The sequence below is a fragment of the Glaciimonas sp. GG7 genome (assembly GCF_052976905.1).
Map to the genome: position 1 here is coordinate 1 of NZ_JBRIIQ010000240.1, position 418 is coordinate 418.

Consider the following 418-nt stretch of genomic DNA (forward strand, 5'->3'; position numbering starts at 1 on the left):
TCGCAGTTCCGCCCGTCAAGGTCGCGGAAGTCGGCGTGACGACTATGGTCGGTGCGGCGATCACCAAAGAATACGGCTTAGTAGTACTGAAGTTATGCGCATCCCGCGCCGTGACAGCAATGCTGCTGGATGTCCCGACTGCCGTCGGGGTGCCGCTCAGCGCACCGCTTGATGAATCCAACGTCAGTCCGGCTGGGAGGCCTGTAGCCGTATAAGTGTAGGACGCTGTACCACCAGAGGCCCCGAAGTTATTGGTATACGCCACATTCGCAGTTCCGCCCGTCAAGGTCGCGGAAGTCGGCGTGACGACTATGGTCGGTGCTGCTGCAATCACCAAAGAATACGTCTTAGTAGTGCTGAAGTTATGGGCATCCTGCGCCGTGACAGCAATATTGTTGGATGTCCCGACTGCCGTCGG

1 protein-coding gene is annotated in these 418 nt (G+C 58.1%); it reads right to left on the minus strand.

Annotation, left to right across the window (positions count from 1 at the left end; genetic code table 11):
- The coding region (locus ACVBEF_RS21355) for an Ig domain-containing protein (RefSeq protein ID WP_447125898.1) at positions 1-334 on the minus strand (334 nt) is incomplete at its 3' end.
- Positions 335-418: the final 84 nt, after the last annotated feature.